21 protein-coding genes and 2 pseudogenes are annotated in these 25,481 nt (G+C 69.7%); 5 read left to right on the top strand and 18 right to left on the bottom strand.

The features are described 5' to 3' along the window. The first annotated feature begins 148 nt into the window (after positions 1 to 148). The gene (locus ON21_RS04560; RefSeq protein ID WP_039795661.1) at positions 149 to 472 is read left to right on the top strand and encodes a metal-sensitive transcriptional regulator; all 324 of its coding nucleotides are present in this window, start codon (positions 149 to 151) and stop codon (positions 470 to 472) included. Between the two features lie 5 nt (positions 473 to 477). Here the strand turns inward: ON21_RS04560 and ON21_RS04555 are convergent, their stop codons facing one another. The 5 genes from ON21_RS04555 to ON21_RS04535 all read right to left on the bottom strand — a co-directional run bounded on the left by ON21_RS04555 (position 478) and on the right by ON21_RS04535 (position 5,962). Further along, complete coding sequence (locus ON21_RS04555; protein WP_039796158.1) at positions 478 to 1,380, bottom strand: TAXI family TRAP transporter solute-binding subunit; 903 nt, start codon at positions 1,378 to 1,380, stop codon at positions 478 to 480. After that, the gene (locus ON21_RS04550; protein ID WP_039795659.1) at positions 1,377 to 2,831 is read right to left on the bottom strand and encodes a sensor histidine kinase; all 1,455 of its coding nucleotides are present in this window, start codon (positions 2,829 to 2,831) and stop codon (positions 1,377 to 1,379) included. The genes ON21_RS04555 and ON21_RS04550 overlap by 4 nt, the downstream gene beginning before the upstream one ends. A gap of 28 nt (positions 2,832 to 2,859) precedes the next feature. Beyond that, positions 2,860 to 3,519 (bottom strand): response regulator transcription factor, encoded by a 660-nt coding sequence (locus ON21_RS04545; RefSeq protein ID WP_039795657.1) that lies wholly within the window; start codon positions 3,517 to 3,519, stop codon positions 2,860 to 2,862. Positions 3,520 to 3,565: 46 nt separating this feature from the next. Next, positions 3,566 to 4,960, bottom strand: coding sequence for an MFS transporter (locus ON21_RS04540; protein WP_039795655.1), 1,395 nt, complete (start codon positions 4,958 to 4,960; stop codon positions 3,566 to 3,568). 168 nt (positions 4,961 to 5,128) lie between these two features. Further along, positions 5,129 to 5,962 carry an LLM class F420-dependent oxidoreductase gene (locus ON21_RS04535; protein WP_039795653.1) on the bottom strand — a complete coding sequence of 278 codons (834 nt, stop codon included), beginning with the start codon at positions 5,960 to 5,962 and terminating at the stop codon, positions 5,129 to 5,131. 173 nt (positions 5,963 to 6,135) lie between these two features. Between ON21_RS04535 and ON21_RS04530 the strand changes: the two are divergent. Next, positions 6,136 to 6,576, top strand: a pseudogene (locus ON21_RS04530) (Hsp20/alpha crystallin family protein); the annotation flags it as partial. A 120-nt stretch (positions 6,577 to 6,696) separates the two neighbouring features. Here ON21_RS04530 and truA read toward each other — a convergent pair. The 9 genes from truA to ON21_RS04480 all read right to left on the bottom strand — a co-directional run bounded on the left by truA (position 6,697) and on the right by ON21_RS04480 (position 13,315). Further along, a complete protein-coding gene (gene truA / locus ON21_RS04525) occupies positions 6,697 to 7,563 on the bottom strand; it encodes a tRNA pseudouridine(38-40) synthase TruA (RefSeq protein ID WP_051020352.1) in 867 nt (288 codons plus the stop codon). Between the two features lie 106 nt (positions 7,564 to 7,669). Then, positions 7,670 to 8,197, bottom strand: coding sequence for a 50S ribosomal protein L17 (gene rplQ / locus ON21_RS04520; protein ID WP_039795651.1), 528 nt, complete (start codon positions 8,195 to 8,197; stop codon positions 7,670 to 7,672). 50 nt (positions 8,198 to 8,247) lie between these two features. Next, on the bottom strand, positions 8,248 to 9,306 hold the full coding sequence (locus tag ON21_RS04515; RefSeq protein ID WP_039796155.1) for a DNA-directed RNA polymerase subunit alpha: 1,059 nt from the start codon (positions 9,304 to 9,306) through the stop codon (positions 8,248 to 8,250). A 109-nt stretch (positions 9,307 to 9,415) separates the two neighbouring features. Next, positions 9,416 to 10,021, bottom strand: a complete 606-nt coding sequence (gene rpsD / locus ON21_RS04510) for a 30S ribosomal protein S4 (RefSeq protein WP_039795649.1) — start codon at positions 10,019 to 10,021, stop codon at positions 9,416 to 9,418. A 20-nt stretch (positions 10,022 to 10,041) separates the two neighbouring features. Then, complete coding sequence (rpsK, locus tag ON21_RS04505) at positions 10,042 to 10,455, bottom strand: 30S ribosomal protein S11 (RefSeq protein WP_039795647.1); 414 nt, start codon at positions 10,453 to 10,455, stop codon at positions 10,042 to 10,044. Between the two features lie 9 nt (positions 10,456 to 10,464). Further along, positions 10,465 to 10,836: a 30S ribosomal protein S13 gene (gene rpsM, locus ON21_RS04500; RefSeq protein WP_039795645.1), complete on the bottom strand. Its 372-nt coding sequence runs from the start codon at positions 10,834 to 10,836 to the stop codon at positions 10,465 to 10,467. Positions 10,837 to 11,083: 247 nt separating this feature from the next. Continuing rightward, the gene (rpmJ, locus tag ON21_RS04495) at positions 11,084 to 11,197 is read right to left on the bottom strand and encodes a 50S ribosomal protein L36 (RefSeq protein WP_011207363.1); all 114 of its coding nucleotides are present in this window, start codon (positions 11,195 to 11,197) and stop codon (positions 11,084 to 11,086) included. Positions 11,198 to 11,347: 150 nt separating this feature from the next. After that, a complete protein-coding gene (infA, locus tag ON21_RS04490) occupies positions 11,348 to 11,569 on the bottom strand; it encodes a translation initiation factor IF-1 (protein WP_003418601.1) in 222 nt (73 codons plus the stop codon). A gap of 1,536 nt (positions 11,570 to 13,105) precedes the next feature. Beyond that, positions 13,106 to 13,315 (bottom strand): hypothetical protein, encoded by a 210-nt coding sequence (locus ON21_RS04480; RefSeq protein ID WP_157170703.1) that lies wholly within the window; start codon positions 13,313 to 13,315, stop codon positions 13,106 to 13,108. Positions 13,316 to 15,091: 1,776 nt separating this feature from the next. Between ON21_RS04480 and ON21_RS37835 the strand changes: the two are divergent. After that, positions 15,092 to 16,198, top strand: a pseudogene (locus ON21_RS37835) (MinD/ParA family ATP-binding protein); the annotation flags it as partial. 48 nt (positions 16,199 to 16,246) lie between these two features. On the opposite strand, the gene ON21_RS39850 reads toward ON21_RS37835, so the two are convergent. Next, positions 16,247 to 16,558: a DUF4254 domain-containing protein gene (locus ON21_RS39850; protein ID WP_245562465.1), complete on the bottom strand. Its 312-nt coding sequence runs from the start codon at positions 16,556 to 16,558 to the stop codon at positions 16,247 to 16,249. Positions 16,559 to 16,916: 358 nt separating this feature from the next. On the opposite strand from ON21_RS39850, the gene ON21_RS04465 reads away from it, so the two are divergent. Together ON21_RS04465 and ON21_RS04460 are read left to right on the top strand one after the other, a co-directional pair. Further along, positions 16,917 to 17,720, top strand: a complete 804-nt coding sequence (locus ON21_RS04465; protein WP_039795638.1) for a GntR family transcriptional regulator — start codon at positions 16,917 to 16,919, stop codon at positions 17,718 to 17,720. A gap of 3 nt (positions 17,721 to 17,723) precedes the next feature. Further along, positions 17,724 to 18,329 (top strand): GNAT family N-acetyltransferase, encoded by a 606-nt coding sequence (locus ON21_RS04460; RefSeq protein WP_157170702.1) that lies wholly within the window; start codon positions 17,724 to 17,726, stop codon positions 18,327 to 18,329. A gap of 81 nt (positions 18,330 to 18,410) precedes the next feature. Here ON21_RS04460 and ON21_RS04455 read toward each other — a convergent pair whose 3' ends face one another. The 3 genes from ON21_RS04455 to eccD are packed head-to-tail and all read right to left on the bottom strand — an operon-like array spanning position 18,411 to position 25,372. After that, positions 18,411 to 22,484: a type VII secretion protein EccC gene (locus tag ON21_RS04455; RefSeq protein ID WP_039795637.1), complete on the bottom strand. Its 4,074-nt coding sequence runs from the start codon at positions 22,482 to 22,484 to the stop codon at positions 18,411 to 18,413. 45 nt (positions 22,485 to 22,529) lie between these two features. Then, a complete protein-coding gene (mycP, locus tag ON21_RS04450) occupies positions 22,530 to 23,909 on the bottom strand; it encodes a type VII secretion-associated serine protease mycosin (protein WP_051020351.1) in 1,380 nt (459 codons plus the stop codon). 32 nt (positions 23,910 to 23,941) lie between these two features. Next, positions 23,942 to 25,372, bottom strand: a complete 1,431-nt coding sequence (eccD, locus tag ON21_RS04445) for a type VII secretion integral membrane protein EccD (RefSeq protein WP_281032639.1) — start codon at positions 25,370 to 25,372, stop codon at positions 23,942 to 23,944. Positions 25,373 to 25,481: the final 109 nt, after the last annotated feature.

Genomic DNA, 25,481 nt, shown 5'->3' with positions numbered 1-25,481 from the left:
GTCGCGGTTCACGGCTGGACATGGACCGTTCCGACCGAGCGGGAGCCCGCCGCGCCGGATGGCCCGACCTGACAAAACACCTCCCGAACTGTACCCTAGGGGGGTATTGATCCGGTTCCGGCGACCGGCAGGCAGCGAGGAGACATCGGTGGCAGCTTCCCCCAACGACCACACGGCGGCCGACCACGCCGCGCACGGCTACATCACCGCCAAGGACGACTACCTCAAGCGGCTGCGGCGCATCGAGGGCCAAGCGCGCGGTCTGCAGCGGATGGTCGAGGAGGAGAAGTACTGCATCGACATCCTCACCCAGGTCTCCGCCATGACCAAGGCCCTGCAAGCGGTCGCGATGGGCCTGCTGGAGGACCACATCAGCCACTGCGTCGTGGACGCGGCCGTCGCGGGCGGCCCGGAGGCCGAAGCCAAGATCAAGGAGGCCACCGACGCCATCGCCCGCTTGGTCCGGTCCTGACGGAGCTATCCGTGCCAGCGGCGATAGACCGCCGCCGCGCCCGGGTGCAGCGGAATCGGACCGGTGCTGATCAGCGACCGGCCGTCGAGGAACTGGGTGCCCGCCGCTTCGGTGGGTACCAGCGCGTCGGCATGCCACACCAGTAGTTCGACGATGGCCGCGGCCACCTCCTCGGGCATGCCGCCCGCGGCCAGCAGGAGATTCGCCACCCCGATGGTGTGCACGGAGACGCCGCCCGGATAGGCGTCCGCGGGGATCGCGACCCGGTCGTACACCGGCCCGAACCGGTCCCGCATCGGCGCGGCCAGGTCGCCCATGTCCACCAGCCGCATCCGGCTCGGCACCGCCAGCCGCGCCGTCGGCACGCCGCCCGCCCACAACAGCGCATCCGCCTCGCCCGAGGTCAGGGCGGCCACCGCCTGCGCCAAGGGACGATGGGCGATCGCGACGTCGGCGGTCGGGTCGAGCCCCGCTACGCGCAGTATCCGTTCGCCGGTCAAGGCCGCGCCCGATCCCTCCGCGCCCAGGCTCACCCGCGTGCCGCGCAGATCCGCGACCGAACCGATCGGGCTGTCCGCGCGCACGACCAACTGCAGGTAGTTCTCGTAGACCCGGCCCAGCGCGAACACCTGATCGACGCTGTCGCGCACCGAATCGGCGAGTGCCAGCGCGGCTTCGACTTCCCCGCGCGCCAGCAAGGCCAGATTGTCTTGCGAACCCGAAGTGGTCACCCGCTCGATCCGCACGTCTCCCGCCTCGGCGGCGGCCAGGCCGAGCAACCCAGCGAAAGCGTGATAGAAGCCGCCGACCTCGCCGGAAGCCAGCCGGACGGTGGCGCCCCGGCCACTCGGCCCACAACCCGCGACACCCGCCGCGACGGCCAGCGCGAGAAAAACACGCCGACTCATGCCGCGCCGCACGAGCGCCTCCCAGCCGGTAACCGGGCCTCCGCCGCGGGCAGGCGCACCGATACCGCCAGACCGTGCGGACGCACCGCGGCCACGGTGAGCACGCCGCCCCGCGCCTGCGCCAAGGCCGCGGCGATCGGCAGACCCAGCCCGGAGCCACCGGCCCCCGCGGCGGAACCCCGGAAGAAGCGGGTGGTCAGCTTGTCGATCTCGGCGACGGGAACTCCGCTGCCGTCATCGCGGACGGTCACCGTGACCCAGCCCGGCTCGGTCGCGACGATCAGATCGGTGTGCGCGCCCGCGCCCGCATAGCGCGTCGCGTTGCTCAGCGGAACGTCGAGTATCTGCGCGAGCACGTCGGCCGGAACCGCGACATCGGCGTGCCCGGCCACGGGCGCCACGCGCAACTCCTGTCCGGCCGCCTCGAATGCCGAGCACCAAGCGTCGAATCGGTCGGCGACCACCTGCACGGCATCGCACTGGTTGCCGCCCTCGGCCGCGCGGGCGACGTCGAACGCCGCCGGGGTCTCGGCGACAGCGAGGCTGAGCAGGCCGTCGAGCAGCCCGGTCAGCCGTTCTACCTCGGCGCTCGCACTGCGGAAGATGTTCGCCGCGCTCGCCGGGATCGCGGGCTCCAGGGAATCCAGGCGGATGGTCAGCGCGGCCAGCGGGTTGCGCATCGCGTGTGCGGTGTCGGCGACCAGCTGGCGCTGCGCATCCGCCGAATCGGCCACGGCCAGCGCCATCGCGTCGAACGACTCCGCCAGCGCCCGCATCTCCGGCGGCCCGCCGTAGCGGCCGGCGATCGACACCGGCGCGACGGTGTCGGCGCGCGGCTTGGGCAATGTCGCGGTCAACTCCGCCACACCGTGCGACAGCGCCGCCAGCGGCCGCAGCACCCAACGACCGATGGTCACCGCCAACAGCACGAACAGCGCCATCGCGACCACGCCGCCGAGCACGATCACCGCCCAGGCCCGCGCGATGTCGCCGCGGGCGCGGGCCGTCGACGCCTCGATCACCACGGCTCCGTTCACCTGCACGCCGGTGCCGACCGGCCGCGCCACCAGCATGGTCGGCGCGCCCCACGGCGTCAGCTTGTCCACCGCGTGCGGACGCTGATTGCGACGCGCCGCCGCAACCGCCGCGTCGATGCCGGGATCGTCCACGTCCGCGCCCGCGTTCACCGTCGTCGCACCCCTGGCGTCGACCACGAGCACGTTCTCGCCGTACAGCTCGTGATAGCGCAGCACCTCGTCGGCCAGCGCGCGGTTGTCCCCGGCGGTGACCGCGTCGTCGGCGAGAGTGGCGAAGCGGTCGGCGTCTCCCGAGCGCGCGAGCACCAGCTGCTGGGTGCGGCTGGTGGCGATGGTCAGCGACAGCGGCACCGCGAACGCCAGCACCGCGATGGCCGCGAACAGCGTCAGCGCGACGAGCAGGCGACGCCGCATCGCACACCTCCGGCCCGCCGGACCGCGCTCACTGCCCCCACCGGTACCCGTACCCGCGGATGGTGGTGATCAGGCCGGGTCGGTTGAGTTTCGCCCGCAGGCCGGTCATGTGCACGTCCAGCGAGCGCGAGACCGCGACGAAGGCGTCACCCCAGATGCGATCCATCAACTGCTGCCTGCTCACCGCGGCCCCCGGCCGCTCCACCAGCGCCTCGACCAGCTCGAATTCCTTCTGGGTCAGCGACACCGGCTCCCCCGCCACCTCCACCACGCGGGCGCCCAGATCGACCCGCACGTCACCGGTGACGACCACCGACTGCGCCTGCCGCGCCGCCGCGGCCGCCCGCCTGGCGACCGTCTCCAGCCGCGCGACGAGTTCCGCGATGCGCGGGGGCTTCACCAGGTAGTCGTCGGCGCCGCCGCGCAGGCCACGCACGATCGAGCGTTCGTCACTGCGCGCGGTCAGGATCAGCACCGGAACCGAGCTCACCTCGCGCAGTCGCCGCAGCACCTGCAGACCGTCGCCGTCGGGTAGTCCGAGGTCGAGGATCACCGCGTCGTAGTCGCGATGCGCGATCAGCAGATCCGCGCCGCGGCGCTTGCGTTCGGCGCGGTAGCCGCGGGCGTTGAGCGCCTCGACCAGCGCGTCTCCCACGCCGTCGTCGTCCTCGACCACCGCAAGCCGCACGCGCCGATCCTCCCACAGTGGGTGGATCGGCGCGTGTGCCGGTCGGTCAGTCACGCACGGTGACCATCGGCCGTCCCGGCTCGGCCACCGCGGCGCCGGACCCGGTATCGGCGCCCGCGGCGGGTTCGGCCGCGTCGATCGCCGACGAGGCCGAGGTCTCCCGCATGAAGTAGTAGGTGATCAGCGAGACGGCGATGCAGCCCGCGACGTACCAGAAGTACAGCGACTCGTGGCCGCCCTTCTTCAGCGCCAGCGCGATCGTCTCCGCGGTGCCGCCGAAGATGGCGACGGTCAGGGCGTAGGGCAGCCCGACACCGAGCGCGCGGATCTTCGTCGGGAACAGCTCGGCCTTCACGATCGCGTTGATCGAGGTGTATCCCGTGATGATCACCAGCGCCGCCATCATCAGGCCCCACGCGGCGACCGGATTCGTGGTGTGCGCGAGCACCGTCATGATCGGCACGGTCAGCAGCGTGCCCGCCACGCCGAAGAAGATCAGCAGCTTGCGTCGGCCCACCCGGTCCGACAGCGCGCCGGCCAGCGGTTGCAGCACCACGAAGACCAGCAGCGCGATGAAGTTGATCCACGCCACGGTCGACTTCGAGATGCCGGAGGTGTTGATCATGAACTTCTGCATGTAGGTCGTGTACGTGTAGAACGCGACCGTTCCGCCCAGCGTCAACCCGACGACCAGCAAGCACTCACGGGGGTACTGCAACAGGATCCGCAATGAGCCACGCGACTGTTGCACCGCACCGGCTCCCGCGGCGGCCTTCTGCCCGGATTCGGCGCGGAACTGCTCGGACTCGTCCATGCCGCGCCGCAGCCACATCACGATCAGCGCGCCCGCGGCGCCGATCACGAACGGAATCCGCCAGCCCCAGGCGTTCATCTGGTCGGCGTCGAGGAACTGTTGCAGCACGATCTGCACCCCGAGCGCGACGAGCTGACCGGCCACCAGCGTCACGTATTGGAAACTCGAGTAGAACCCGCGCCTGCCCGCCGAGGCGACCTCGGACAGATACGTCGCGCTGGTGGCGTATTCACCGCCGACCGACAGCCCCTGCAACAGCCGGGCGACCAGCAGCAGGGCCGGAGCTGCCAGACCGATGGTCTGGTAACCCGGCGTCGCCGCGATCATCAGCGAACCGGCCGCCATCACGGTCACCGACAGGGTCAACGCCGAGCGCCTGCCGAACCGGTCGGCGTACCGGCCCAGCGCCCAGCCGCCGATCGGGCGCATCAGGAAGCCGACCGCGAACACGGCGGCGGTGGACAACAGCTGCGCGGTCGGGTCGTCCTTGGGGAAGAACGTCTTCGCGAAGTACACGCTGAACGCGGCGTAGACATACCAGTCGTACCACTCGACGAGATTGCCGATGGATCCGCGCAGAACATTCGCGACCACCCGGCGCTCGCCCACGGGCTGTGTCGTAGTCACAACATCTCCTTCTCCGACGCCTCATCACGTCGTCGCAGATCAGTGTGTCGACAGTCACACGCTCGCGAAATGGCTCTCGATGCTTCCTAACAGTCCCTTAGGACGATCGCCGGAAACATCAACCGGCCCCCGGCGCGGGCGCCAGGGGCCGGAGAAGACACAACCGAGTCAGGATTTCGCGGCGAGCAGCGGAGCCAAGGTGCGCAGCGCCGGGAGGTAGTTGTCGCCGAGAATCTGCACCGCGACGTGGTCGGCGCCCGCGTCGGCGTGTTCGGACAGCTGGGCGGCGATCCGCTCCGGCGTGCCGTGCGCGATGACGGCATCGAACAGCGCCTCGCTCGGCGGCACGGTGAGGTCGGCGTCGGTGAAACCGAATCGGCGCAGGTTCGACGCGTAGTTGGTCAGGCCGAGATAGAACGCGACAGTCTGGTCGGCGACGGCGTGCGCCGTGCGCGGGTCGTCGGTCAGCACCACCTTGTGCTCGGTCGCAAGCAGCGCGTCCGGGCCGACGATTTCACGCGCCTTCGCGGTGTGCGCCGCGGGCACGAAGTAGGGCAGCGCGCCCAGCGATCGCTCGGCGGCCAGCTTCAGCACGCGCGGGCCGAGCGCGGCCACCGCACGACGTTCGGCGGGCACGCCCGCGGCGTCGAGATCGTCGAGATACTCGACCAGCGCGTCGTACGGCTTGCGGTACTCACCGGTGTGCTCCGGATGCCCCGCTCCGATGCCGAGCAGGAACCGGCCCGGGAAGCGTGCCTCGATCCGGTGGAACGACTCGGCCGCCTCCTTCGCGGGCGCCGCCCAGATGTTCACGATGCTGGTGGCGACGGTGATCGTTTCGGTCGCCTCCAGCAGCGGCTCGACCACAGCGAGATCCGCCGGAGGCGAAGCCCCCAACCAGAGCGCGCCGTACCCGAGCCGCTCCAATTCCTGCGCGTCCTCCGGGCTGAACCCGTTGTACGCCCGCCACACTCCGAACCGTCCGAGACTGTCGAATGCCATGTCCCGACCCAACACCCGCCCCGGGGCGGCTATTCCGCCTCGTGGCGTCACCTGCTTGCCGGACCCGTCGGATCGATGCCCTTCCGATTACCGGGGGCTAGTGTGGCTATTGCACAGCTATCGGCGCCCGCCGCCGTGGCGGGCGTCACCACTAGGAGATGGAGGTGATTGCTGTGCTTCGATTCGATCCATTCCATGACATCGACACCGTCGCCCGTCAATTGCTCGGCGAGCGAGCCGGAACCGGCCGCGCACCGCGATTCATGCCGATGGATCTGTTCAAAGCGGGAGATCACTACGTCCTGAACGCGGACCTGCCCGGCGTCGACCCCGGCTCGATCGACGTCAGCGTCGACAACGGAACGCTCACCCTACGGGCGCAACGCACCGTGCCGAGCGAAGAAGGCGTCCAGTGGATCGCCTCGGAACGCTTCGCGGGCACCTTCATGCGCCAGATGTCCCTCGGCGAGAATGTCGACGTCGAGAACATCAGCGCGACCTACAACAACGGCGTGCTGTCGGTGACGATCCCCATCGCGGAGCGCGCGAAGCCGCGCCGCATCCAGATCACCGGGGCGTCCCAGGAACCGAGGACCATCGAAGCGCAGTCGAGCCGGTCGGAGACGATGTCGCCGACGCAGCAGGAACAGAGTCAGCAGTCGCAGCAGCAGTACCCGCAGTCATCGAAGTGACCGCACCCGCTACCCGCACCCACGCCCGGGTGCGGGTAGCTCTCACTCGCCGCAGCAACCTGCACCCGGAACCGGAACCGACCGCGTCTCCCGCGTCTGCGCGTTGCGGGCCGCGAGTTCCTCGTCGGCCGGGTAGTCGACGCCGACCAGGCTCAGGCCGTGTGCGGGAGCGACGGTGACCGAACTGGAGCGCTCGGTCTCCCGCAACAGATCGGCGACCCACTCCGGCGTGCGCCGACCTTCGCCGACGGCGAGGACCGCACCGACCAGGCTGCGCACCATCGACCAGCAGAACGCGTCGGCGCTGACGTAGGCGATCAGCAGGTCACCGTCGCGCACCCAGTCGAAACCCTGCAATTCCCGCACCGTCGTCGCCCCCTCCCTGCGGCGGCAGAACGCGGCGAAGTTGTGCAGGCCGAGCAACGTTCGCGAAGCCGCCCGCATGGCGTCGACATCGACGTCGGATCGGCAGGCCACCACGCTGCGGGCGAGCAACGGCTCCGCCCCGTACGGCGCGGTGGTCAGTCGATACGCATAATGGCGGCGAATGGCGGAGAACCGGGCGTCGAACTCGGGCGCGGCCGGGCGGGCGTGCTTGATCCGCACGTCCTTCGGCAGGAAGCGCGCCATCCGGTGCACGAGTTTTCCCGCGTCCAGTTCGCCGGCCGTGTCGAAGTGCGCGACCTGCCCCTCGGCGTGCACGCCAGCGTCCGTACGACCCGCCACGGTCAACTGGATCGGCTCGCGGAACACCTTGCTCAGCGCGTCCTCCAGCACCCCCTGCACGGTGCGCAGACCGGGCTGCCGCGCCCAGCCGATGAAATCCGTGCCGTCGTAGGCGATGTCCAACCGAACCCGGGTCCGTGGCAGTTCGGTCCCCGGCCCGTCCTCGCCCGGCCGGTCCGGCATCGATCCCACCGATTCCTCCACGGTCACATGATCCTCCGGTCGAAATGAACGAGCCCGCCGACCCAGTGCGGGTGGCGGGCTCGTTCGCGAACTCCGACGCTCAGCGTCAGGCGTCCTTCTTGTCCTCGGCGGCCTCGTCGGCAGCCGGAGCCTCGGCCTCGGCGGTCTCGGCGACGGCCTCGTCGGCCTCCGCCTCGACGACCTCGGCGGCCGGAGCCTCCTCCGCCTTCTTCGACGCGGCCACGCGACGGGCGCGATCGGCCTCGTTGGTCACGGTCTTCTCCCGGACCAGCTCGATGATCGCCATCGGCGCGTTGTCACCCTTACGCGGCAGCGTCTTGGTGATGCGGGTGTAGCCACCCTCGCGTCCCTCGAACGACGGGCCGATCTGAGCGAACAGCTCGTGCACGACGTCCTTGTTGCGAATCACCTTCAGCACCTCGCGACGGTCGGCCAGGGTGCCGGCCTTCGCCTTGGTGATCAGCTTCTCCGCGTAGGGACGCACGGCCTTGGCCTTGGCCTCGGTGGTGGTGATCCGGCCGTGCTCGAAGAGCGCCGTGGCCAGATTGGCGAAGATCGCCTTCTGGTGCGACGCCGACCCGCCGAAGCGGGCACCCTTCTTGGGCTTGGGCATTGTGGTGTTCTCCTTGTATGAGGCCGGGCCGGGGCGCCTACCCCGGCGGCCTAGAGCTGTTCGGTCTCGGCGTAGTCCTGCTCGCCGCCGTCGGTGTCGCTGAACGTGCCGCTGTCGCTCCACGTGCCGGTGCTCGCGTCGTAGCCGACCACGCTGGACGGATCGAACGACGCCGGGCTGTCCTTCAGCGAGAGGCCGAGCGCGTGCAGCTTGACCTTGACCTCGTCGATGGACTTCTGGCCGAAGTTGCGAATGTCCAGCAGATCCGACTCGGTGCGGGCGACCAGCTCGCCCACGGTGTGCACACCCTCGCGCTTGAGGCAGTTGTAGGACCGGACGGTGAGGTCCAGGTCCTCGATCGGCAGGCCGAACGAGGCGATGTGGTCCGCCTCTGCCGGCGAGGGTCCGATCTCGATGCCCTCGGCTTCGACGTTCAGCTCACGGGCCAGGCCGAAGAGCTCGACCAGGGTCTTGCCCGCCGAAGCGAGCGCGTCCCGCGCGCTGATGGAGTTCTTGGTCTCCACGTCCAGGATGAGCCGGTCGAAGTCGGTGCGCTGCTCGACGCGGGTCGCCTCGACCTTGTAGGTCACCTTCAGCACCGGCGAGTAGATCGAATCCACCGGGATCCGGCCGATTTCCGCGCCGGAGGCCTTGTTCTGCACGGCGGGGACGTAGCCGCGACCGCGCTCGACGACGAGCTCGATCTCCAGCTTGCCCTTGTCGTTCAGGGTCGCGATGTGCATGTCCGGGTTGTGCACCACGACGCCGCTGGGCGGGACGATGTCACCGGCGGTGACGGTGCCGGGACCCTGCTTGCGCACGTACATAGTGACCGGCTCGTCCTCCTCGGAGGACACGACCAGGCCCTTGAGGTTCAGGATGATGTCGGTGACATCCTCCTTCACGCCCGGAACGGTGGTGAACTCGTGCAGGACGCCGTCGATGCGGATGCTCGTGACCGCCGCCCCCGGAATCGAGGACAGCAGGGTACGCCGCAGCGAGTTGCCGAGGGTGTAACCGAAGCCCGGCTCGAGCGGTTCGATGGTGAACTTCGAGCGATTCTCGGCGACGACCTCTTCGGTCAGCGTCGGACGCTGTGAAATCAGCATGTGGATCATCCTCCTTTTGGGCGCCCGCTATTTGACGCCTCGTCTCAGGGGTTGTGCTCGGCCGCCCATCGGGGGGCGGCCACGCACCAGCGGCACGTTGTGCCAAGTGTTACTTCGAGTAGTACTCGACGATCAGCTGTTCCTGCAGCGGCACATCGATCTGGGCGCGCTCGGGCAACTGGTGGACCAGGATCCGCAGCCGACCCGGGAGCACCTGCAGCCAGCCCGGAACCGGACGGTCGCCGATGGTTTCCCGCGCCACCTGGAACGGCAGGGTGCCCAGCGACTTCTCCTTGACATCGATGATGTCGTACTGGGTGACCTGGAAGCTGGGAACGTCGACCTTCTTGTTGTTCACCAGGAAGTGGCCGTGCGAGACCAGCTGGCGAGCCTGCCGACGGGTACGGGCCAGACCGGCGCGGTACACGACGTTGTCCAGGCGGGTCTCGAGCAGACGCAGCAGGTTGTCACCGGTCTTGCCCTTGAGGCGGTTGGCCTCCTCGTAGTACCGGCGGAACTGCTTCTCCATGACGCCGTAGGAGAAGCGGGCCTTCTGCTTCTCCTGCAGCTGGAGCAGGTACTCGCTCTCCTTGATCCGCGCGCGGCCGTGCTGGCCGGGCGGGTAGGGGCGACGCTCGAACGCCTGGTCGCCGCCGACCAGGTCGACGCGCAGACGACGCGACTTGCGGGTGATAGGGCCTGTGTAACGAGCCATTGTTCGTTATTCCTTTCCCGCTAGACGCGACGCCGCTTGGGCGGACGGCAGCCGTTGTGCGGCTGCGGGGTGACATCGGAGATCGTGCCCACCTCGAGGCCTGCGGCCTGCAGCGAGCGGATCGCGGTTTCGCGGCCCGAACCGGGGCCCTTCACGAACACGTCGACCTTCTTGACACCGTGTTCCTGCGCCTTGCGGGCAGCGTTCTCGGCGGCGAGCTGCGCGGCGAACGGGGTCGACTTGCGCGAGCCCTTGAAGCCGACGTGACCCGACGACGCCCAGGAGATGACGTTGCCGTTCGGGTCGGTGATCGACACGATCGTGTTGTTGAACGTGCTCTTGATGTGCGCGTTGCCGTGCGGGACGTTCTTCTTGTCCCTGCGACGCGACTTCTGGGTCTTCTTCGGGCCCGCGGCCCGACTCTTCGGAGGCATCGGTTATCCCTACTTCTTCTTGCCGGCGACGGTGCGCTTCGGACCCTTGCGGGTGCGCGCGTTGGTCTTGGTGCGCTGGCCACGCACGGGCAGGCCACGACGGTGGCGCAGGCCCTGGTAGCAGCCGATCTCGATCTTGCGGCGAATATCGGCCTGCACCTCGCGGCGCAGGTCACCCTCGACCTTGAACTCCGAAGCCTCGATGTAGTCACGCAGCTTCGTCAGATCGTCGTCGCTGAGATCCTTCGAACGCAGGTCCGGGCTGACGCCGGTGGCCTCGAGGATCTCCTTGGAGCGGGTACGGCCAATGCCGAAAATGTAGGTCAGTGCGATCTCCATGCGCTTCTCGCGCGGGAGGTCGACGCCCATCAGACGTGCCATCTGGCAGTTTCCTTAATCGTTGCGGAGGTCTGCTCCCTGTCCGTCCCCTCGTCTTGGTGGGGCACCGGCCTCCGAACCGGTGGTAGGCGCGCACGCCCAGGGCGAACCCTGATTTCCGCAGCGTGCGGCTGGTGCTGGGAGTTCTTCTTGCCAATCCGAACTGCGGTTCGGTGCTTGGCTGGTGTCGCGTCGAGCGGCGCCGTCGGCAAGCCTCGGGCGGGTGGTGCGAGGTCGCCCTCGCCTCCGCTCAGCCCTGGCGCTGCTTGTGGCGCAGGTTGTCGCAGATCACCATGACCCGGCCGTGACGGCGGATCACCTTGCACTTCTCGCAGATCTTCTTGACGCTCGGCTGAACCTTCACGTCCGTCCAATCTGTTGTGGTTCACAGGGGTGTGAACACAGTTTTTCCCCAGTCGGCGACTGGGGAAGCTCTCGTGTGAGTCTTTCGACTCGGCCCCGGCTCACGCCGGGACTGCCGGTTCGCAATCGACCTCGATCGCGCCGGGCGCGATCACTTGTAGCGGTAAACGATCCTGCCGCGCGACAGGTCGTAGGGCGAGAGCTCGACGACCACACGGTCCTCGGGGAGGATGCGAATGTAGTGCTGCCGCATCTTCCCGCTGATGTGCGCGAGAACCTTGTGCCCGTTCTCGAGCTCGATCCGGAACATCGCATTGGGCAGCGGCTCGACAACCCGACCCTCGACCTCGATGGCCCCGTCTTTCTTCGCCATGTCCTCCGCGATCCCGGTTACACTCAACCTGGTTTGTTTGCCTGGTTCTGCTCGGATGGATCGGTCGCCGGAGCGGACCGCTCGCACACAAACAGGCGGCGCCTAGGTGCACCGCCGCTCCAGCTTACCGATCCGTCCCGGATCGGGCAAAAATGCCTCCCTGTATACCCGTGTCGCCAGGGCTTTCGCAGCCGCCTTCCCACCCGTGGCAGGCCTCGGACGCTGCGCCGCGACGACGCCGGGTTGTCGCGTAAACTGGCCGCTGTCCAGGTATTTGGGTCGAGAACGAGGGGGACGCGTGAGCCGGCGCAGCGTGCGAGCCACCGGCGGAGGCGCTCTCGTCGCGGCCGAAGCGAGCGGCAGGGAGGCGAGGCCGTGAGTAAGCGTAGCGAGCGAGTCACCGGCGCAGCGCCCCTGGCCACGACCGAGCCGAGCGGGCAGCGAGGGAAGTCGTGACCGAGCGCAGCGAGCGAGTGATCGGCATGCCGAGCGGCTGCGAGGCGCTGTCGTGAGCCGTAGCAATGACGGCCTGCCCATGCTGCCGCCGTGGCTGTCGGAGAGCGACGTCGGCCAGAGCGGCTACGAAGCGCCGGTACAGAACCTTCCGCACGACGACCTCATCGAGGAAACCCCCAGCCGCCGACGCGGCCGTTTGCGCAGCCGCGCGCCCGAGGCGGAACGCCCGGAAGCCGCACGGCCGGAGAAGCGCCGTAAGGGCTGGCGCCGCGACAAGCACGAGGGGCACGCCGAGGAGGAGCAGGGTCAGGGCGAGGCGAGCCGCGCGCCCGCTCCGGTTTCGGAGCAGCCCGCGCCGGCTCGGTCCCCGCAGGAGTCCTGGCAGCAGCCGAACGGGTCCTGGCAGCGGCCGCAAGAGGCCCGGCCGCAGCCACAGGAGTCCCGGCCGCAGCCACAGGAGTCCCGGCCGCGGCCGCAAGAGTCCCGGCCGCAGCCGCAAGAGTCCCGGCCGCAGCCGCAACAGGCCTGGCAGCAGCCGCAAGAGGCCCGATCGCTGCCGCAAGAGTCCTGGCAGCAGCCCGGCTACGACCGCAATCCACCGGCGCAGGACAACTCGTGGCAAGCGCCACCTGAGCGCCCCAACGCTTCGCAGCACAGCCTGCCCACGCGCAATCCGTCGCAGCCATCACCCGGTTTTCAGCCGCTGGGCAGCAGGCCCACGGACCCGCCGGCTCCCAGCGAACAGCAGGCTCACCGGCAGGCAGACCGACCCGATCTCCCACCACCGCCGCCCCGGCAGTCGGCCGACGAGCGACCCGCTCCCACGCGGAACGATCACGGGCCCGCTCCAACGCGGAACAACGAGCACGCCCGGCCGTCGCAGGGCCAGAGCACGCCCAGCCCTGCCGTGGGCGGCCGACCTCTGATCGGACCGCAGCACGGCGGATGGCCGTCCACCGGCAACCCTCGGCTCGATGCCGCTCTGTCCGCCGTGGCGCCGAGCCTGTGGCCGAACTCGGCTCCTCCCGCCCGGTTGGTCCCTTCGGCGGGCACGGGGGCCCCGAGTGGAAACGAGGCGGCTCAGCCGAGCGGCGAGGCCAGCCAGACCCCACCCGCCGGTCCGAACCAGACCTGGCCGGCCGCGACGCCGAACACGTCCGCACAGCCTCCCCACGGGGGATATCCCGCCGCGCCTGCGTCCACCGCTGACCAGGCGGCCTGGCAGGGCGGGCCGTCCGCTACGCCGACGAGCGCGCAACCCACACCGCAGCAGACCATCGACCCGGCCACGTCGACTACCGACCGAAGCCCGGCCGGCGCCGACCAGGCGGCGTGGCAGAGCGCGCAGGCACCGACGGGCGCGCAGGCCGCCGGTCCGAACATCGGCGGAACTTCGCACGTGACCGGCTCGGAGCACGCGGCAGGGCAGGGCGGACATCCGTCGGCTCCGACCGCCGCGTCACCCTTCACTCCCGACCAGGCGACCTGGCAGGGCGGGCAGTCCGCTACGCCGACGAGCGCGCAACCCACACCGCAGCAGACCATCGACCCGGCCACGTCGACTACCGACCGAAGCCCGGCCGGCGCCGACCACGCGGCATGGCAGGGCGCGCAGACCCCGACGGGCGCCCCGGCCACCGGTCCGAACATCGGCGGAACTTCGCACGTGACCGGCTCGGAGCACGCGGCAGGGCAGGGCGGACATCCGTCGGCTCCGACCGCCGCGTCACCGTCCACCGCCGATCCCGCTGTCCCGACGGGCAGCGACTCCGCGGCAGCGGCACCCACCGGCGCCGAGCATCCTGGGTGGCAAGCTCCCGACCCGCTGCGCGAAGGTGCGCCCGCGCCACGCGGCGAGCAATCCGGGCCTCCAGCCGACGAGCATGCGGGCCGATACGGCGATCCGACAGCGGCACGCACCGGGGAAAGTCCCGCTTCCGGCGAGGCCGAGGCGGTCCGCCGGGCCGGGAGCCCGAAAGTTGCGCCGACCGGCGGCGATACCGGACTGTCATCCGCTGGGGAGAGCCCGGCGGAACCACACAGCGAGAGCACCGTTGCCGGGGCGCCCCGGAGCGTGGCAGCGGGGCAGGCCCCGACAATGTCGGCAGTTCCGGAAGTCGAGCACGACGCACCCGCCGCCGGTGGCGGCACCGTGCCGTCGACCGATGCCGGGCAGATGCCGCCCACGACCGGACATCCGACGCAAACCGTCGCACCCGTTCCCCCGGCAGCGGCTCCTGACGGTCCGCCGCCCTGGCTCGCCGCACCTCGGCCCGAGCAGGCCGAGCCGTCCGCGACCGACGCACCGCGCCGACTCCCCCGCTGCCCGACCCGCCCGCGCCGCAGGAGCGGCCGCACACCGGCGGGTCCGGCTCGTCCGCAACGGCTGCGGTACACGACGAGCACCGCGTCCCGCCGCGCGGCGCGGACGGCCCGCCGCCCTGGCTCGGGCACAGCACCCCGGAGCAAACCGGTCGGCCGGACCACCCCGGACTCCCGCCCACACCGAACGAGACTGCCGCACCGGCCGACCGGCCGCCCGTCGGCGACTCGGCGCCGGACACCCGCGCGCCTGCCGATCACCGATCGCCGACGCACCCGCGGCCCTTCGAGCACGGCAGCACGGAGCCGACCGCAGCCTCCACCACCGGTCCGCACGCGGGGCAAGGTGGAAGCCCCGCGCCGACCGCACCTTTCAATGCCTCCACGACCAGCGTTGCACCAGCTTCCGCGCCGGAGACCCACGCGCAGCCGGACGCGGTCGGCCCGGTCGATGCGATTCACGCACAACGTGATCCGAGCGCACCGGCGCCGAACTGGACCAGCGGCACCGAAATCGGCCCCGCGGCGGCGCGATCTGTCGTCGGCGGCGGACGCCACCGGCTGTCCGCGGAGCCGAACGAACCATCGGCTGCGCACCCGCCGGTCGGACAAGTGTCCGACTTCGACCAGCAACCGGTTCCTCAGCCCCGGCCGGATTCCGCTCACCACGCGGGCGGGCCGCAGCAACCTCCCCTTGGTGCGAGCGGCGCAAGCACCGCAACGCAGTTCGCGAGCGGCCAGACGCCGGGTACCGCCCCGCAGGCCCCCGCCGACCAGTGGCGCAGTACCGCCGCACCCGAATCCGGCCCGGTAGCACCACATTCCGTGCCATCACACCAAGCCACTGGAAACCCCGCCCCGCAGTGGGGCACGCCGCCGGGCTACCCCCAGCCGCCCGCACCGCAGCCGGGCGCCCCGTTCCAGCAGCCTTCCCTGGACAACGTGCCGCTGCGCCGGGCCAAGAAGGCGCCGGGCACCGGGTGGCGCAAGGCGGTGCATCACGTGTCCGGCGGTGCGATCAACCCCGGTATGTCCGCCGAGGAACGCAGGCTGCAGGAACTGGTAGCGCGGATCAGGCAGCCCGTCCGTGGCGATTACCGGATCGCGGTGCTGTCGCTCAAGGGCGGTGTCGGAAAGACCACGACCACAATGGGTCTCGGCTCCACCTTCGCCTCCATCCGCGGCGACCGAGTGATCGCCGTCGACGCCAATCCCGACTTCGGCACGCTGTCGCAGCGGGTGCCGCTGCAGACCAGGTCCACCGTCCGCGACCTGCTCCTCGATACGACCATCCAGCGCTATTCGGACGTGCGCAGGCACACCTCGCAGGCGACGAGCCGCCTGGAAGTGCTGGCCAGCGAACGTGATCCGGCCGCGTCGGAGGCGTTCAGCGAAGAGGAGTACCGCGCGGTCGCCCGGATCCTGCAGCGGTTCTACAACATCATCCTCACCGACTGCGGTACCGGACTCATGCATTCGGCCATGGCCGGTGTGCTCGACCTGGCGCACTCGCTGGTCCTGATCTCCTCCCCCGCCATCGACGGAGCACGCAGTGCCGCAGCGACATTGGACTGGCTGTCGTTGCACGGTCACGACCATTTGGTGCGCAATGCGGTGGTGGTGATCAACTCTCCGCGGGCCGGATCGCCGAATGTCGGTATCCAGCAGCTACGGGAGTACTTCCTGTCCCGGTGCCGCGCCGTGCACATCATCCCGTTCGACCCGCACATGTCCGAGGGCGCCGAAATCGATTTGCACCGACTGCACAAGCAGACCAAGCGGGCCTACGTCGAACTGGCCGCGACCGTCGCGGACGACTTCGCCACCGATCACCGGCGTTACCACCCATGACACCCGCCGGGCGGTGGCCCGGCGGGCAGAGGCGAACGGATCAGCCGCTCACCACTCGGGCAGACGCCGCCTGCCCGCCATGACGTCGCGCACCAGATCGTCGTAGGCGTCCGCGAGTTCGGCGAGATGATGCCACGCGTTGTGCAGCAACTCGTCGTGCGCGTTCAGAGTCATCAACGCGTGGTGCGCGCGCACCGACGACTCGGCGAGGCGATCGATCACCGCGCCCACCGTTTCGGTGTGCAGCGTGGCGCCGAGCCGATGCTGCGGCACACTTCGCACCACCCAGTCGTCGATGGCCATCACCAATTCGACTCTGCGACGCTCGATTTCGCGGACCACCGCCACGGAGGTGTCCACCGAACCACCGCGGCCGATCAGGCGGCGCTCATGTAGCACTGCCAGATCACGAGCGAACCACAGGAGCGGACCACCGACCACGCGGTGCCCGCGACACGCCCGAACCAATAGGTCGGACGTGGGAAGCAATCCCGGTGCCGAAGAGCGCACCGTAGGATCGACACACCTCGGTGTGCCAGGGAGGGCCATTACGACCGTTGTATCCGAACCTGCCACGTTGCCTCGCCGTCATCGCCGCACAACACCGGATCAGGACTTCATTACAATAAACCTCTGAAGGCACCTGTCAAGCGTTACCCGGCCGTAGGGAGTCACGAAGAGTACACTTCGTTACCTGCACGACCAACCGAGGAGCAAGATGGCGGACGGTCCGACGTATCACCGGATCGCAGACCTCCTCCGCGAGGAGATCCGCGCAGCCAAGTGGAAACCGGGCGATCGACTGCCCAGTCACTCGGAACTTGCCGATCAAATGCAGGTCTCGATAACCACCGCCCGCAACGCGATCCAGGTGCTGGTGACCGAGAACCTCGTCTATACAGCTACTTCCCGCGGAACGATCGTTCGAAACCAAGAAGTTCTCGAATCCGTTGTGACCGATTCCATCCGTCCCGACCGGCCGCAGACCCCGCACGACATCTTCGAGGAGATCGCGCGGGCCGCGCACCGGGAGCCGTCGAAGGAGTTCAGCGCGAAGATGGAGCCCGCCAGCCCCGAAGTCGCGTCGTGGTTGGGTGTACCGCCGGATTCGTGGGTGCTGGCCAGGACGGTGGTCCAGTATCTCGACCACGAACCGTGGTCGTGGGAGGTCAGCTTCTATCCCCGGGATCTGGCCGAGGCCACGGGAATCGACTCACCGCACGACATTCCGGAGGGCACCACTCGCCGCCTCGCGGACCGGGGGCACGCCGAGACCGCGCACCGTGACACGCTCGTCGCCCGTCCGGCCAACGCGGAGGAAGCCTTGGTGCTCGGTGTCGCCACGGGCACCATCCTGCTCGACCATCTGCGCATCGGCGCCACCCACGAGCGCGTAACCCGGGCCACGCGGCAACGTTCGCTCGCCACCGGCAATCGGCTCGCCTACGAACTCGGCGATGCCGAAGGCACCGCGGTCATCCGGAATACGCTTGCCGAATCGCACGGGTCCGGCCGGGCCTGACCTATGACGATCGTGCTGCGCCAGGCGACATCGGGCGACCTCGGCATGATCTGCCGCCTGCGCGTGCAGCGCACGGCGTGGCTCACCGCGCGCGGCTCCGACCAGTGGACGGTAGCCGGACGCGGCCTGCCGATCGAGATCTTCGCCCGTGCCGTAGGTCGTTCGCTCGACGCGGGCGAGACCTGGATCGCCGAGGTGGCGGGTGAACCGGCGGGGACCATCACGGTCAACGACCGCGCCGACGCCGGTCTGTGGTCGACGTGGGAACTCGACGACGCGCTGATCGTCCACTACATGATCGTGGACCTGCGATTCGCGGGCCAGCGAGTCGGCCATTACATGCTCGCGCACGCGGGAACGCTCGCCCGCTGGCATGGCCGCGCCTGGGTCCGGCTCGACGCGTGGACCACCAATACCGACCTGCACGCCTACTACCGTTCGGCGGGATTCCGTTTGGTGCGCATCGCCGGGGGACCGCTCGCGCTCGGTCCTTCCCGCGCGCTGTTCGAGCGGAGGGCGGACACTTGGGATCCCGCGCTTCCGGTCTCGGTGACCGCTGCCGGGCCAGTGGGCGCGCGGGCGCTCTTGCGCCCGCCGCCGAACAACTGAGCGACCCAGCGGCGGCCCTCGGCGCTCACGATGGAGGCGAACGGCCCGGTGTGCGGCGTCCGGCGCGCGACGGCGAACCGATCAGATCGGCGGCAGATGCGCGATGTGCACCATCTCGATGCCCCTGCTGCGTGAGACCAGCGTTCCACGGCCGGGCGGCAGCTTGCTCGGCCGCACGTCGCCGATCAGCTTGCCCTCGTCACGTGACCCGCTCATGATCAACGTCTCCACGGACAGGTTCTTCAGCGTGCCGAGGATCGGGTCGTACAGTGCGCGGGACACACCACCGCTGCGGCGGGTGACCACGAAGTGCATGCCGATGTCGCGCGCTTGCGGCAGGAATTCCAGCAGCGGAGCGAACGGGTTCATGCCGGTGCCCGCCGCCACCATGTCGTAGTCGTCGACCACGATGTAGATCTCCGGGCCGCTCCACCAACTGCGTTCGCGCAGTTGCTGCGGCGTGATGTCCGAGCCCGGAATACGTTTGGCCAGATACCCGGCCACCTCCTGGATCATCGGACCACAAGTCTGCGACGAAGTGGAGTACCCGGCCAGGTGATCGCCCTCGACCACGCCGAGCATGGTGCGCCGGTAATCCACCATGATGATCCGGGCCTGTTCGGTGGTCGACTGTTCCACCACGCCCATCACGATGTTGCGCAACAGGGTGGTCTTGCCGCATTCGACATCCGCGAATGCCATGAAGTGCGGCTCTACCCCGAAATCCAAGACGAGCGGCTGCAATTCGGACTCGCCGAGACCCACGACGACGCGGGTGGGCCCGAGTTCGACGCCTTCGGCCTTCGCGGACGCCATCAGCTCTTCCCTGCCGAACCGCAGCGGCAGCATGCGCACTTCGGGCGCGCGGCGGTTCGGGTACTGCTGTTCGAGTCCGGCCCGCGCTTGCGCGACACCGTCGGCCAGGCTGCCCGGATCGGAGTCGGAGTCCAAGCGCGGCAGGGCGATCAACATGTGCAGTTGGTCCGCGGTCAGGCCGCGACCTGGGCGCCCGACCGGAACCTGGTGCGCGGTGCGCCTGCCCATCTCCGAGTCGGAGGGATCGCCGAGCCGCAGCTCGATGCGGGTGCCGATCTGGTCCTTGACCACCGGACGGATCTCGGCCCAGCGCGCGGCGCCGATCATCAGGTGGATGCCGAACGACAGACCCTGCGCCGCGATGGCGTTGATCTGCGGCTCCAGCATGTCGAACTCTTCGCGGATCGCCGCCCAGCCGTCGATCACCAGGAACACGTCGCCGAACTTGTCGTCGGCGAGCGGATCGGCGGCCCCGGCCGTGCCATCCGGGACGCGGCGGCCCTCGCCGAACTTGCGGCGCCGGAACTCGGCCATCGACTCGATACCCAGTGCGGCGAACCGCTCCTCGCGCTGACGCATCAGCGTGGTGAGCTCGGCGACGGTGCGGCGCACCCGGTCGCTGTCGAGGCGACCGGCCACCGAGCCCACGTGCGGTATGCCGGCCAAGCCCGCCATGCTGCCGCCACCGAAGTCGAGGCAGTAGAACTGCGCCTGTTCGGGGGTGTGCGTGGCCGCGGTGGCCATGATGATGGTGCGCAAGGTCGTCGACTTGCCCGACTGCGGACCGCCGACCACCGCGACATTGCCCTGGGCGCCTGCCAAATTGATGGTGAGCACATCGCGGCGCTGCTCGTAGGGCTTGTCGATGACGCCGATCGGCATCCACAGCTGGCCGTGCCGGTTGACCGGCGAACGCCAGTCCGGGTCCGGCAGCAGCATGTCCACCGTCGGGGATTCGTCCAGCGGCGGCAACCACACCTCGTGCGCCGGGCGGCCGTGCCCGGTGAGCCGCTTGACCACCACATCGAGCAAGGTGTCCGGAATGCCCTCGTCGGCGCCGGGTACGGCGGCCGACGGTGGCGGCGGCAGCTCCAGCAGCGGGTTCGACGGCGCGGCGAGATCCGATTCGGTTTCGGTATCGATCGGCTCGGCAATCTCCACCGGCACGGCGGTGAACAACGCGGGCCGCCTGCCCCCGACCGGGCTGCCGTCCTCGCCGGTCACCGCGCCTTGCGGCGCGACGTATGGTCCGGACACGTAACTGGCGTTGAACCGCAACGGATCCGACGCGTCGCTCTTCAGATAGCCCGAGCCGGGCACGCTCGGCAGATGGTAGGCGTCGGTGATGCCGAGCACGGCGCGTGATTCGTTCGCCGAGAACGTGCGCAGGCCGATGCGGTAGGACAGATGCGATTCCAGTCCGCGCAGCTTGTTCTCCTCCAAGCGCTGCGACGCCAGCAGCAGATGCACGTGCAGCGATCGGCCGAGGCGGCCGATCATCACGAACAGCTCCGCGAAATCCGGCTTCTGCGAGAGCAGTTCGGAGAACTCGTCGACCACGATGAACAGCGCGGGCAGCGGATCGAGCGGTACGCCCGCGGCGCGCGCCTTCTCGTAGTCGGTGACGTTGGCGTAGTTGCCCGCCGAACGCAGCAGCTCCTGGCGGCGGTTCATCTCACCGGCGAGCGCGTCCTTCATGCGATCGACCAGCGACAGTTCCTCTTCCAGGTTGGTGATCACCGCGGCGACGTGCGGCAGCGAGTCCAGGCCGAGGAAGGTCGCGCCGCCCTTGAAGTCGACGAGTACCAGGTTCAGCGCGTCCGGCGAATGCGTGGTGACCAGCGAGAGCACCAGTGTGCGCAGGAATTCGGACTTTCCGGAGCCGGTGGCGCCGATGCACAGGCCGTGCGGGCCCATGCCGTTCTCGGCCGACTCCTTGATGTCGATCTCCACCGGCGTGCCGTCGGGGGTGATGCCGATCGGCACCCGCAGCCGTTCCCTGCCGGTGCGCGGACGCCACACCCGCGCCGGATCGATCTGGGCCGCGTCCGGGATCTTCAGCAGCGCCATGAGTCCCGGATCGGCGGTGGTTCCCTCGCCGAGACTGACGATCTGCGCCGCCGTCGCGAGCCGGTATCTGGCCAACGCGCGGGCGAAGGACTCGGACTCCGCCGTGCTCACCTCGTCCGCGGTGGCGAACTTCTCCACACCGGCCGCACTGCGCGCGGCCACCTCGCCGTCGCCGACCACCAGTTGCAGTCCGCGCCGCGCCGCGAGCCCGCCCTCCGGCGCGGTGAGGTCGAGCACCGTCACCGAATCCAGGCCCGATTCGCTGACCAGCCGTTCGCTGCCGCTGACGTAGCCGTCGTCGATGACGACCACCAGGTGCAGTCGCCCCTGGGTCGGCTGGGGGTTGCGCATGAACCGGCCACGTTCGAGCAGTTCGGCGGCCAGCGCCGTCTCCAGCTCACCGAGCGAGTGGTACATCATCCGCGCCGAGCCCATGCCGTCGCGCTGGGTCGGATGTTGCAGTTGCGGCAGCCATTTCGCCCAGGACCAGGCCGGGCCGTCCGGGTCGGAGCAGACGATCGCCATCGCGAGGTGGTCGGGTCCATGGAAGGCGGCCAGCTCCATCAGCATCGCCCGCACCAGCATGCGCGCGTCCTCGGCCGGCCCGCTGATGTTGATCGCGGGGAACGCGCGCAGCGACACGGCGGTCGGCAGCCGGTGCACCACCGAATGGGTGCGCACGAATCGGCGCAGGGCCACGGTGGACACCGGTTCCAGATCCTCCAGCGGCCCCGTCTCCGGGCGCGCCAGTTTGGTGGCCAGCCGGTGGCTGCCGACCCCGACGCGCACGTGTCCGAAGTCCGGGTCGTTGGGCCTGCGCTCCCACATCCGCCTCGTCCCGATCAGCGACGGCAGGTCGGCGGGCTCGGGATGACTCCACCGCAACGTCTCCAGCTGCTTGCCGCCGGTGCGCCGCACCTCCTTGCGGACCTGGTCGAGATAGCGGAAGTAGTCCTTGCGTTCCTCGTTCAGTTCCACCGCGCGCTTGGGCCCGCCGCCACGGAAGCCCGCCATCATGCCGACCATCGACATGAGCATCATCATCGGGAACATCATCGTGAAGGGATTGGCCAGCAGGTTGCGGCCCATCATCGCCATCATGGCGATCATGCCGACCACCGCGACCACCATGACGATCGGCATCAGCTTCATCATCAGCGGCGCGGGCAGGGCGCGCGCGATCTCCGGCGGAGCGGTCAGCGCCACCTCACCACCGGGTGCCCGGGGCGGCGCGATGCGAGGGCGGCGCACAAAGCCTTCGGTAGCCATGATTCCTTCGTTCGGTCGGCGGCGAGCGGTCGAGCTGCGCCCGCGCTACGGATCGAATTCCGCGTTCAGGTCCTGCCCGGTCCGCCGGAACGGAAACGCGACGGCCACACCGATGGCGAGGACGGCCAGGCAGACGATGGAACCGATCACGGCGATCCGGCGCGGCCGTGGGTCCGGCCCGGGCGGAATCACCGGCGCGGCGACGACTCGTGGGGTGTCGGCGCCCGCGCTGACGGGCTTCTCCGGCAGTTCCGCGGTCAGCGCGGCGAGCGGATCGATCAGGCCGTGGCCGATCCGGTCGTCGCGGCCGGTGCCCGGCCCGTGCGCGGTGCGGATGATGCGGTCCATCACCTGCTGTGCGGTGAGTTCCGGAAAACGCGCCCGCACCAGCGCGGCCAGCCCGGACACATAGGGCGCCGCGAAGCTGGTGCCTTCGACGGCCCTGATCCCGTCGGTGGTCTGGACGCCGTCGACCAGTCCGGTCGCGCCCGGCTTGCTGTCCAGCGACACGATATTGCGGCCGATCGCCGCGACGCCCACCCATGGGCCGTGCAGCGACAACTCCGACACCTGGCCCGTCCAGTCCACCGAGCCGACCGAGAGCACATAGGGCGTGAACCAGGCCGGGCTCGCCACCGTGGCCACCGAACTCCAGCCGGAGCCCTCGTTCTGCTTCGAGCACGCGCCGTCGGGCTGCAGGTTGCCCGCGGCGGCGACCACGACGACATTACGGTCGTAGGCGTACTTCACCGCCGCGCCGAGCGAGCCGTCGGCGGTATCCGATCCCGCTGCGGTGCAGGCGACTTCGGAGATATTGATGACGGTGGCCCCGAGATCGACCGCGCGGACGACGGCCGCGGCCAGCGTGAGCACGCTGCCGTAGCCGTCGCTGCTGATCTTTCCCGGCGGGTCGCCCCGGCCGCCGCGGTCCTTCGGCTCGTAGGCCAGGCTCAGCTGCCGGATGGTGAGCAGGTCCGCGTCGGGCGCGACGCCCGCGAAGGCGTCGCCGGGGCTGGGCTGGGCCGCGATGATTCCGGCGACCAGGGTGCCGTGGCCGTCGCAGTCGACCGTGCCGTCGCTGTCGGAGACGAAGTCACCGCCCGGCTGCAAGGACCGCAGCCGGGGGTGCGGATTCACCCCCGTATCGATGACGGCCACCTTCTGCCCGGCGCCGCGGCTGAACTGCCACGCCGACGGCAGATCCAGTACCCGCTGCGCCATCGGCGGCTCGCTGGGCGGCGCGCCGGTGAGCAGGGGTTCGGCGCAGACGGCGCGCTGTTCGGTCGGTTCCAGCGGGGCCGGCCGAGCGCTCAAACCCTGTGCGGCGCCGAGCGCGCCGAGGTCGATTCCCGGTGGGGTGATCGCTTGGGCGTTCGGCCACGGTAGGCCGATTCCGGCGCCGACGACCGTTGCCGCGCAGGCCATCCGCATGACGCTCCGGCGGAAGGCGCAGCCGGTCATATGTTCCGGGCCATCGAGTAGATGTCCATCACCCACAGCACCAAGGGAATCACCGAGACGATCAGCAAGTACTCGAAGATCTCGATCATCCGCCGGGTCACCGGGGTGACCTCGATGTGCGGACCGATCACCCCGAACCCGACGACACTCGTCGCGAACGCCAGCAAAAGGCCCGCGGCGAGCAAGGTGTAGTCCGAATCTCCCACCGCGAACCCGACGGCCAAGGCGACGGAAGTCACGCACGCGCCGCCGATCATCGTCGCGGCCTGGGTGAGATCGGCGAACGAACGGCCGCGCAACGTGAGGATGATCGCGGTCACGACCGCCAGCGTGACGCCCTGCCAGCGCGCCGAACCCAGCGGATCTGCCACGCCGAACGCGCCGACGCCCGCGCTCGCGGTGCACGCCGCGACCAGGCCGGACTGGAACCGGTTGGCCGTGCGGGCCCGTACCCCGAGCCCCGCGGCCGAGGGCAGGGCGCTGGCGCCGATGGCCCCGATGCCCTCGATGGTCGGTCGCGGTTCGTGGTCGGCCGGGTCGATCGCGCCGCCCGCGGTGGGCACCGGCGGAATCGGCAGCCGCGCCAGCACGGCCGCCAGCCGCGGCACCGCCGAGATGATCGCGATGCCCGCCACCAGCAGACCGGCCGACAGCTTCGGCAGGCCGGGATGCCAGATCAGGTGGATCGCCGCGGCGACACCCGCGATCACCGCGAGGGCTGCGGCGCAGGAGAACAGCGTCGCGCCGGTTCCGGTGATCCGGTAGCCGAGCAGCGCCGCGATCAGCAGCACCGAACTGCCCAGCAGCAGATGGGGACTGCCGAGCGTGCCCGGCACCAGCAGCGCAGCGCCGCCGAAGAGCAGCAGCAGTCCGTCCAGCGACAACCAGGTCGCGGTCACCGTGTCGGTGTATCTGTGCGCCGCGATGCCCGCCGCGACGAAAGCCGCTGTGCCACAACCGAGCAGGGCCAGAGCGGGCGCGAGCGGATCGCCGTGCCCGCGGGAGATCACCAGTACGGCCAACGTGATCAGCACGGTGAGCGCCGAGACGACCAGGCCCATCCACCGGGCCGCCGTCCCGGACCAGCTCCGGAATTCCTCTGCGGTCAAGCGCGATACCGCGTCGATGACGTCGTCGAACAGCGCGGGCGCTTCCTTCGCGGCGACCGACCGCAGCACCAGCAGTTCACCGTCGTAGACCTCGGCCTCGGTGAGGGTGCGGCTCGGCGCGATCGCCTCCCGGCCCAGCCGGGCCAAGGTCCAGTGCCGCGCGTCCAGCGGCGCCGACTCCTCCTCGGCCTCGGGCCGCTGCGGGTTACGCGATTCGATGAGCGCCACCAGATCGCCGATGAATGTGGCGATCGGCACGGTGGCAGGCAATCCGACATCGACCTGAGTGTTCCCACCGATGACCGAAACACGACTCAATACGGGTTCGGTGGTACGCGTACCGCTCGCCGACTCGATCAACGGCAACCTTCCCCCGACCTCATCCGGAACAATGATTCACGCATCGACAACATTTGCTGGAACCCGT

It is taken from the genome of Nocardia araoensis NBRC 100135 (assembly GCF_000308435.1).
Classification (GTDB): Bacteria; Actinomycetota; Actinomycetes; order Mycobacteriales; family Mycobacteriaceae; genus Nocardia; species Nocardia araoensis.
Note: the sequence above shows the minus strand (reverse complement) of the source record. Positions and strands in the feature narration are given on the sequence as shown.

What these genes read in the sequence shown, in the direction of transcription:
- ON21_RS04555 (WP_039796158.1), bottom strand. Translation starts at nt 1,380, where the DNA reads ATGAGTCGGCGTGTTTTTCTCGCGCTGGCCGTCGCGGCGGGTGTCGCG.
- ON21_RS04550 (WP_039795659.1), bottom strand. Translation starts at nt 2,831, where the DNA reads ATGCGGCGTCGCCTGCTCGTCGCGCTGACGCTGTTCGCGGCCATCGCG.
- ON21_RS04535 (WP_039795653.1), bottom strand. Translation starts at nt 5,962, where the DNA reads ATGGCATTCGACAGTCTCGGACGGTTCGGAGTGTGGCGGGCGTACAAC.
- truA (WP_051020352.1), bottom strand. Translation starts at nt 7,563, where the DNA reads ATGCCGGACCGGCCGGGCGAGGACGGGCCGGGGACCGAACTGCCACGG.
- rplQ (WP_039795651.1), bottom strand. Translation starts at nt 8,197, where the DNA reads ATGCCCAAGCCCAAGAAGGGTGCCCGCTTCGGCGGGTCGGCGTCGCAC.
- ON21_RS04515 (WP_039796155.1), bottom strand. Translation starts at nt 9,306, where the DNA reads ATGCTGATTTCACAGCGTCCGACGCTGACCGAAGAGGTCGTCGCCGAG.
- rpsD (WP_039795649.1), bottom strand. Translation starts at nt 10,021, where the DNA reads ATGGCTCGTTACACAGGCCCTATCACCCGCAAGTCGCGTCGTCTGCGC.
- rpsK (WP_039795647.1), bottom strand. Translation starts at nt 10,455, where the DNA reads ATGCCTCCGAAGAGTCGGGCCGCGGGCCCGAAGAAGACCCAGAAGTCG.
- rpsM (WP_039795645.1), bottom strand. Translation starts at nt 10,836, where the DNA reads ATGGCACGTCTGATGGGCGTCGACCTCCCGCGCGAGAAGCGCATGGAG.
- infA (WP_003418601.1), bottom strand. Translation starts at nt 11,569, where the DNA reads ATGGCGAAGAAAGACGGGGCCATCGAGGTCGAGGGTCGGGTTGTCGAG.
- ON21_RS04465 (WP_039795638.1), top strand. Translation starts at nt 16,917, where the DNA reads ATGGCGGACGGTCCGACGTATCACCGGATCGCAGACCTCCTCCGCGAG.
- ON21_RS04460 (WP_157170702.1), top strand. Translation starts at nt 17,724, where the DNA reads ATGACGATCGTGCTGCGCCAGGCGACATCGGGCGACCTCGGCATGATC.
- ON21_RS04455 (WP_039795637.1), bottom strand. Translation starts at nt 22,484, where the DNA reads ATGGCTACCGAAGGCTTTGTGCGCCGCCCTCGCATCGCGCCGCCCCGG.
- mycP (WP_051020351.1), bottom strand. Translation starts at nt 23,909, where the DNA reads ATGGCCTGCGCGGCAACGGTCGTCGGCGCCGGAATCGGCCTACCGTGG.